This is a genomic window from Daejeonella sp. (genome assembly GCF_030684675.1).
In the GTDB taxonomy this organism is placed as follows: domain Bacteria; phylum Bacteroidota; class Bacteroidia; order Sphingobacteriales; family Sphingobacteriaceae; genus Daejeonella.
This window is the reverse complement of the sequence record NZ_JAUXXZ010000039.1, coordinates 1-8,589: the sequence shown is the minus strand read 5'-3', so window position 1 is coordinate 8,589 and position 8,589 is coordinate 1. Positions and strand designations below refer to the sequence as shown.

Below are 8,589 nucleotides of genomic sequence, written 5' to 3'. Positions count from 1 at the left end.
CGTCAATTGATCTTAGAGGGGGCAAAGATTAATACAGTAGGCAACTATTTCAGATCAATCAGAGCCATATACAATAAGGCTATTAAGGCCAAAATTGTGGACAGGTCTTGTTATCCCTTTACTGAAATCCAGATCAAAAGTACAAGAACTGCAAAAAGGGCTATTTCTTTAAATGATTTGCAGAGGCTTCACAAGTTAACGTTAAAGCCTAATTCTAAAAGCTGGCATGCAAGAAATTACTTCTTCCTTAGCTTCTATTTAATAGGCATTCCCTTCACTGATCTAGTATAGCTAAAAACTGAAAGTATCATTAAAGGAAGAGTTGTTTTTAAGAGGCGTAAAACCCACAAGGAGTATAGCATTAAAATTTTACCACAAGCTCAACAAATTCTGGATTATTACAAGAGAGACTGGAACAGTTATCTTTTGCCAGTTTTACCAAGCAAAATTAAAGAAGATAGTATTGAAGCTAAAAAATACATTCATCAATGGATTAAAACAACCAATAAATTTCTGAAGAGACTTGGAGATGATTTAGAGTTAGAAAGTCCATTAACAACTTATGTTGATAAGCCCTCCAGTGAAAACTGGTGGGCTTTGTTGTTATTTGCCTGGGCGAGAAGTTTACCCCGTAATAATACGGGGAGCCCAGCTTCGGGAGCAAAAGCCTCACATGTCTGTGGGGGGTGCCGATTTTTTAATTATTAATTTGTTGATGAGGAGTCAGGAGACTCCTCATCATTGGACAATCCGTAGAGGCGCTGCGCTACGGACAGAGGGGCAGCCTCCAGTAGTTATTATATTTATTATCTTCAACTCAGGTTTACAGATTAAAGAATAAATATTTATGATCTTGATTGCAATTCTGGTCCCCTGGCTTTCATTCTTCTTTCGAGGGAAGATCTTCGCTGGTATTATCTGTCTGATCCTCCAAATTACTCTAATAGGTTGGTTGCCTGCAGCCATCTGGGCAGTTGTTTCGAGAATGAATGCAAGAAATGATCAGAAACTGAGGCAAATGGAGAAAAGAATTATGGCTTCACAAAGGTCAACCTGATCTTTCTTGAGTAGGGATACCCCTTTGTCTGTAAAGTTCAACGCAGCGTATCTACGGAGTATTTAATGCAATCCTGTACATTCGGGACAGGATCGTCTTCCAAAAATCCCAGTATTATCCCACCTCAAACTCTATTTTAAACTCTGTCCCTTTATTTACCTCACTCCTGACACTTATCTTACCACCCAGTTTCTCAACCTGGGCTTTTACCATAAACAAGCCCAGACCTTTGCCCTCTATATGTGTATGGAATCTTTTATATAAGCCAAAGACCTGATCACCCTGTTTTTCGAGATCAATTCCCATACCATTGTCAGTAAAAACTAATTGGAGTTTCTTGTCCAAAAGATGGCTTTCAATTTTAATAAGACAGGGAATCTGAGGCTGGCGATATTTAATACTATTGTATATCAGATTATAAAAAATACTGTGGATATAGCTTTTTAGGGTGGAAAAGGTATTGATTTCCGCAAAGTCATATCCTATTTCTATTATATCCAGTTCGAACAAATTTTTAATGCTGATCTTTATGTCTTCTACCAAAGTAGAAAATTCAACGTCCACGTTTCTTTCACTCCTCGCACTCCTGACCTGTAGAATCTGGTTAAGATCTTTTACTATGTCATCAAGCTTATCAACAGACTCAAATAGTCCCCGATTTAAGTCTTCCTGTTCTGTCTGGCTTAAGCCAGGAGTATCACGGATGCCAATAAGGCCGAGGATATTAGCAACCGGGGCTCTCAGATTATGAGAAACGATATAAGTAAATTGCTCCAAATCCTTATTTCGTTGGATCAGATCCTTTGCGACCCTGCTGCGCTCGAACTCCGCAAACTTGCGTTCGGAAATATCCTGATGCGAAACTACAACCAATGATTGATTGCCTTCAAACTTCATTGCACGCATGCCAAACCAGCGTTTTTCATCAGCAGAATGACAGGGATATTCAAGGTAAAAAATATCTTTTTTATCATTCAATACATCTTTTATTCCCGCGCATGCCTCCCCGGCATATTCTTCTCCTTCTTTTTCGGCTTTGGAACAAACCTCAAAATAATTACTTCCAATACCAGTCCCGACCATGGTGTATGCGCCATTTTCAGAGCCGAAGATATTCCAGGATTCATTAACGGCTACGAGAGTCCCGGTAAAATCAATTACCGCAATGTTGGAATTTAGCGAATCCAGAACACCCCGGTTGAATGACTCACTGTTTCGAAGTTGTTGTTCCACTTCCTTTCGTTCAGTGATGTCCTGAACAATTCCGTAAACGCGGATAGGATTGAGATGAGTGTCAAAATCTAATAGTTTTAAACTAGTGCCGTACCTGGTAAGGCCTTCTCTGGTGATAAATCTGAAATCAAAAGAGTAGTCTTTATTAGATTTTAGCGCATTCTCCATTTCTTTAGACACATACGCTAAATCATCAGGATGAATAAAGGAAAGGAATGCTTCTTGGGAAGGAATCACATCATCTCTTTCCACCCCAAATAATTTATACATTTCATCAGACCATGAATGGGTTTGATCTGCCAAATCAATCTCCCAACTGCCTAAATGTGCTATTCTTTGAGATTCTTTTAGTCGTAGTTCACTTACTTCGATGCGCTTGCGGGATATGACCTGTTCTGTTACATCAACAGCAAAAAAGAAAATACCATCAATTTCCTGATTAGTGTCTCTGTGCGCCTGGTAACTAAAATTCAGGTATTTGTCTGTAAGTTTTCCTCCGATATTCAGTTTTATAAGCATCTCACTAGCCGAAAAGGTTTCGCCGGTTTTATAAACAGAGTCAAGGATGTCGATAAAACCCTGATCAACAGTAGTCGGTAAAACCTCTTTTACAGATTTTCCTATTATGTTATTTATACCAATTAGTTCCAGATACAGAGGGTTAACTACTTCATAAATATAGTCAGGGCCGCTTACTACTCCCATGCTCATCGGGGCTTCCAGGAATATGTCATAAAAGCGTTGTCTTTCAATTTCGACTGCTTTCTCCAACTTTTTCTTTTCAGTAATATTTCTTGCAACCGCATATCTGATCTGATCTTTTTCATCCCAGCGGACAGACCATGAGATAGGCACTATTGATCCATTTTTATGAACATACCTGTTTTCAAAATTCACAGCGTTCATGCCAGCTAAAACATTGTCGGCAGTTTTTTGGGTTTTAATGCGGTCCTCAGGATAAACAAAATCAATGGTCCGTTTCCCGATAAGCTCATCTGCTCTATAGCCCAGCACCTCTTCACATGCTGCACTAACCCTAATAAACAGACCTTTGGCATCCACCGCGCAAATCATATCAAGTGAGGATTCCATCGTTTTGTTATTTTCGTTCAGTGCCTGCTGCAGGTTTGAGGACATTTCATGCATTGCTTTCTTCTCAATTTCCAGTTCTTTTTTCCATTTTATCTCTTTCTCAATGGTTTTTTGCAAACCTTTAAATAGGCGGGGAATCAAAGCAACACACAAAAAGCTCAGGAAAATAAGGTTTGTTGAAACTGCGATCCATTCCCCCAGATTATGGTCATGAATGTCTGCTTGAGGTATCAAATTGTACTTTATAAGCAAAGCGAAGATTATACAGATAAAGGTATTTAGCCATGCAGACCAATAGACGTAGTTTGTTGAGAAGATCAGGATACTGAAAATACAGGTAGTAAGCAAATAGATAAGTCCCGGCCCGTTGAGTCCCACAAAATATAAAATAGTCAGGCTAAATAGATATGCAGCGGATATGAATATTACCTTTCGGTAAAATAGCTTAATGTTGGGTGCAAATCCTATTATTGTAATGCATGTAACAGTTAGAACATCAATTATAGCAAGGGCATGCATATTAATCTTTAAACTCCAGTAAATACCTGGTACCAGGGCAATCAGCGATAAGGGTAAAAGATATATGATCGTGGTCGAAAAGAGCTTATTACGCCAAAAAATCAAATCCTCTTCGCTATCAGCCGAATTGCTGCAATTTCGTTTAACCCGATGGAGGTATCTGGTTGTTATATTCATGTATTGTTTTATTCAAATTTTAATGGATGGTGGTTATAGCCAGAGAAAGAATCAAAAATTCAGATAATTCTCATACGTAGAAATACATTGCAATGTTGCCGGATGGGGGCCTGTATTGTCTGGTTTTGGAATAAATTTTATATAAATAATTGTTCAGCAGATTTATAAGAATAAGTAAAATAAGCACTATCCGGTATGTTTGCTATTTCCAGAAAGTTTATTTCAAAAATCAGGCCACTGAGAAAATTCGGTATTAAACAGGTCAATCTGCAGGTCCTGGCTAAGAACAACAATTGCTAAAATTTATTATTTTTAGAAATCGAACCCTGAAGGCATAAAATGAAATTCTATAAACATTTTACTGTCGAATCTTTTAACAACAAATCAAGAAACAATGTTTACAGTAGATCAAATTAAAACTGCGCAAAGCAAGGTTAAATCGGGGGCCGACTTCCCTGCATACATTCGGGAAATTGAGGCAATGGGCGTCACCCACTATGAAACTTATGTAAGCGATGGACACATTGACTATCATGGTTCCGGGAATTATACGGAAAAGGTCACTGTAAAATATGAGGCTTTGCTCATTGCCGGCTCAACGGATGCAGAACAATTTAAAGCGGGTTTGAAAGTGCATCAGCAAGGTAAAACGGATTTTCTGACCTTCCTTAGTATGTGCGCAGCATGTGGTATCGAAAAATGGAAAGTTTGTATGGATAAAATGAGCTGCACTTATTTTGATAAAGCCGGGAATGAGGTTTTGGCGGAGGGGATTCCTCAATAATTTGGACTTCAATCTTTAGAAATTTAGTTTATTGGTGAAGGTGGCGGGTCAAGCCCGCCATGACAGTGCTTGGGGGTATGAAGCAGATTCCGGCTCAAGGCCGGAATCTGCTTATTCTTAAAATTGATTTGCCATTGCGAGCGTTGTGTTTTTGTCATTGCGAGCGCAGCGCGGCAATCCCAAAACTATAAGTACTAAACGCCATTAGATTGCTTCGTCGTGCCTCCTCGCAATGACAAGCGTGTTGTCATTGCGAGTGTATCGAAGCAATCCCCTTGCTATTATTTTACTCAGCTTATCCCGGAATCAGGTGCTCAAATCCCGGGAATTTCCAAACAGCCCATAAAAGATTGTACTAAATTATAAATACAATATAGAACCATTATATTAGGGATAAGAAAAATTCAAGCCAGGCTAAATTAGCTACAATCCAAAATTTCACAATAGCATGAAGGCGTATATATGAAAAAAAACTATAGACCCTGGTTAATTTTAGCATTGCTGTTTGTTGCTACAGGCTTGAGTTTTTTAGACCGTCAGGTTTTATCTGTAACTATCATCAAAATTCAAGCTGAATTTAAGTTTTCAGATGTTGAATATGGCTTCGTAAATACTGCTTTTTTGATTAGCTATGCTTTGATGTTTACTGTTGGTGGTAGATTAATTGATACCTGGGGCAGCAAAATTGGTTTGGCTGTAGCTGTTGGTATTTGGTCTGTAGCCTGCGGCTTACATGGTGTAATGAATGGTTTTTATCAATTGCTGGCTTTCAGGTTTTTATTGGGAATAGGAGAAGGGGCTTGTTTTCCCGGAGCAGCAAAAACAGTATATGAATGGTTCGATGAAAAGAAGCGGGGATTAGCTAATGGAATTGCAATAGGCGGTGCAGCCATGGGAGCCGTAATAGCTCCTCCCTTGATCATATTAATTTCCAGTCACTTAGGATGGAGATGGAGTTTTATCATCCCGGGGATGGTCGGAATTGTTTGGGTTTTAGTATGGCTATATATTCCCTGGGGGGAAAAGAGTCATGCGAATAAAAGCCAGGGCATTGTCAAACAGTCCGTGATACCATTTCTTACTATTCTGAAGAACAGGGCAGCCTGTATATTTATTCTCATTCGGTTTCTCCTCGACCCGGTGATGTATTTTATTATGTTTTGGGTTCCAAAATATCTGCACACTGAGCGAAATGTTTCCTTTGAACAAATAGGGAACCTTTTCTGGATTCCTTTTCTTGCATTAGGGATATCCAATATTATTGGTGGATGGTTTTCGGATAAACTGGTTAAAAACAATTTTTCAGTTAATCGAGCCCGAAAAACAGTTATGGGCATTGCAGCCTTAATGACTATTGTTGCTCCGCTTATTGCATGGGTTTCAACAGTAGAAATGGCCGTTGCCCTAATGGCAGTAATCATGTTTGCACATGGTTTTTGGATCACTAATTACATCACTGCCATTTCAGATATTTTTGGTAAAAATGGTACATCAACAGTAGTCGGACTATCAGGCACTGCCGGTGCTGTTTCAGGCTTAATTATCAATCCATTAATCGGATTGATTGTACAAAATTATTCATATAATCCTATTTGGATCGCATCCGGGATACTTTATCCATTGGCTTTTATCTTGTTTATTATTTTTATCCGGCGGATCCAGCCATTTAATTTTGAGAAAAAACAGGCTTTAAATTAGTATTGATATCAGTTAGAATATTCTTGGAAAATGAATAAAAACTTAGAAAATAATCTGAAAACCGGCTTGCAACCCCGGATAGTGCGAAGAAAGCAGACCCTTGCAAAAATTGGTGTTTTTGGCGTTGGTTATTATAAATATTGGAACCAATTTGAAGGTTTACTGGGTGCCCTGAAAGACAAACAGTCTGTCTTTCTCGAAAAATTACAAAAACATGATGTGGAGGTAATTGATTTTGGGATTATAGATAATGTAAAAAGTGCTTATGATTTGGTGCCTGCATTAAAAGCAGCTAACCTGGATCTGATCTTTTGCGATATGCTTACTTATGCTACTTCCAGCACTTTTGGAACTATTACCAGAAGCCTTGATGTGCCAATTGTAATGGTTGCCCTGCAACCGGATAAAGCATTGGACTATGCAAATGCAAGTACTTACATGCAATTATATAACGATGATATTTGCTCTTTACCGGAATTTGCTGGGGTGGCAGTCAGGATGGGGAAAAAGGTTCCTGAAATGATTATCGGAACATTGCATGATGATCCGGAGTCAGAATTAGAAATAGAGGAATATTGCCGGATTGCTAAGGTTTTACATGATGTTAAAACAGTAAGGATAGGGCATATTGGACATCCCATAGAAGCTATGCTTGATATGCACACAGATGCTACAATGGTAACTGCTCATTTTGGTGCACATATTATTCAATGTGAAGCACATGAAATAGTTGCACAATATGAAAAGGTAAGCGATAGCGAAATTAAAGCGGCAAAAGAACGAATTCTTGATTTTTTTGATACCCCAGATCCCGTTTCAGACCCGATATCAGAAAAGCTAAAAGATGAAGATTTAGTTACTGCTGCCAGAGTAACTATTGCTCTGGAAAAATTTGTAGATGAAAAGCAATTGGATGGTTTAGCTTATTACTATGAAGCAGAAGATAATAGTACTACAAGGTTGGTCATGTCTAACCTGACGGTAGGTAATTCCCTGTTAACCGGTTCGGGTTTTCCGATGTGTGGCGAATCAGATATCAAAACCTGCATTGCGATGCTGATTATGGATCGCCTGGATATTGGGGGTAGTTTTGCCGAGTTCCATCCGGTAGATTTTAAGGACGATTTTGTATTGGTTGGTCATGATGGGCCTCATAATATTGCAATTGCCGAAGGCAGACCTGTATTACGCAGTCTGAAAAAATATCATGGCAAACCCGGATTTGGCGCTGGCGTAGAGTTCAAGATAAAAGAAGGGCCTATTACGATATTAAGTATCAGCTCAACTTATGAGGGAAAATTCAAATTTGTGATCGCAGAAGGAGAATCTGTTAAAGGGCCGATACCTGCAACCGGCAATACGAATACCCGTGGTTATTTTAAGGAAAATGTAAGGTTTTTTATTCGCCGCTGGACCATGGAAGGTCCTACACACCATTTTGCTCTTGGTATTGGTCATCACGCAAGTACAATTCAGAAAATTGCCAATTATCTGAATATTGAATCTGTAATTATTGACTAGTGTTATGTCACTCATCAATTGACGGACAAAGTTTCAATAATTTTATTCTCTCATCAGAACAGGTAAATAGCCATTTTTTTAGCCCCCTTAATATTCCGATGTGTTCATCAAAGTATTTATGACATGACACCAATACGGTCGCTCAATAGGCTCCAGCTTTAGCTGGGGTTAATGAGTTTGTAGGTTTTCGAGCCAGTTCGAACGGAGTTCATCCGGGCGGGCTTCAGCCCAATATTCAGCAACATAATAGGAACTAATAGATTGGTCTTTAGCCCGATAGCTAGAAATTTTGGCGCTAAAGCACCAGTAATTGCTCCGTTTTGGTCGCTTAGGTTTTGGGCTGAAGCCCAGTCTGAAAACCGGATCTTTACCCGGAGCTAAAGTGCTTGTTGCGCAACCCTGCGCTGAAAGATTCAACATTGTAGGTGTTAGTGAGCATATTATTGGGTGATAGGTAGCAGATTAAACCATCCCCTGTAAAAGAGAGCTACACTGTTAGTAAAGTCAT

Annotated in this window: 8 protein-coding genes; 6 read left to right on the top strand and 2 right to left on the bottom strand. The window is 39.0% G+C overall.

Annotation, left to right across the window (positions count from 1 at the left end):
- The 3 genes from Q8M41_RS08065 to Q8M41_RS08055 all read left to right on the top strand — a co-directional run.
- Positions 1–291 (top strand): phage integrase SAM-like domain-containing protein (locus tag Q8M41_RS08065; RefSeq protein ID WP_305364741.1); only part of this gene is annotated, 291 nt, incomplete at its 5' end.
- A 135-nt stretch (positions 292–426) separates the two neighbouring features.
- Complete coding sequence (locus Q8M41_RS08060; RefSeq protein WP_305364740.1) at positions 427–708, top strand: hypothetical protein; 282 nt, start codon at positions 427–429, stop codon at positions 706–708.
- 139 nt (positions 709–847) lie between these two features.
- The gene (locus Q8M41_RS08055) at positions 848–1,057 is read left to right on the top strand and encodes a YqaE/Pmp3 family membrane protein (RefSeq protein WP_305364739.1); all 210 of its coding nucleotides are present in this window, start codon (positions 848–850) and stop codon (positions 1,055–1,057) included.
- A 114-nt stretch (positions 1,058–1,171) separates the two neighbouring features.
- Here Q8M41_RS08055 and Q8M41_RS08050 read toward each other — a convergent pair whose 3' ends face one another.
- Positions 1,172–4,078 carry a PAS domain S-box protein gene (locus Q8M41_RS08050; protein WP_305364738.1) on the bottom strand — a complete coding sequence of 969 codons (2,907 nt, stop codon included), beginning with the start codon at positions 4,076–4,078 and terminating at the stop codon, positions 1,172–1,174.
- A gap of 394 nt (positions 4,079–4,472) precedes the next feature.
- On the opposite strand from Q8M41_RS08050, the gene Q8M41_RS08045 reads away from it, so the two are divergent.
- The 3 genes from Q8M41_RS08045 (at position 4,473) to Q8M41_RS08035 (ending at position 8,081) form a co-directional block, all read left to right on the top strand.
- Positions 4,473–4,862 carry a DUF1398 domain-containing protein gene (locus tag Q8M41_RS08045; RefSeq protein ID WP_305364737.1) on the top strand — a complete coding sequence of 130 codons (390 nt, stop codon included), beginning with the start codon at positions 4,473–4,475 and terminating at the stop codon, positions 4,860–4,862.
- Between the two features lie 462 nt (positions 4,863–5,324).
- Positions 5,325–6,560 (top strand): MFS transporter, encoded by a 1,236-nt coding sequence (locus tag Q8M41_RS08040; protein ID WP_305364736.1) that lies wholly within the window; start codon positions 5,325–5,327, stop codon positions 6,558–6,560.
- 30 nt (positions 6,561–6,590) lie between these two features.
- Complete coding sequence (locus Q8M41_RS08035; protein ID WP_305364735.1) at positions 6,591–8,081, top strand: L-fucose/L-arabinose isomerase family protein; 1,491 nt, start codon at positions 6,591–6,593, stop codon at positions 8,079–8,081.
- A gap of 168 nt (positions 8,082–8,249) precedes the next feature.
- Here the strand turns inward: Q8M41_RS08035 and Q8M41_RS08030 are convergent, their stop codons facing one another.
- The gene (locus Q8M41_RS08030) at positions 8,250–8,501 is read right to left on the bottom strand and encodes a hypothetical protein (protein ID WP_305364734.1); all 252 of its coding nucleotides are present in this window, start codon (positions 8,499–8,501) and stop codon (positions 8,250–8,252) included.
- Between the last annotated feature and the right edge of the window lie 88 nt (positions 8,502–8,589).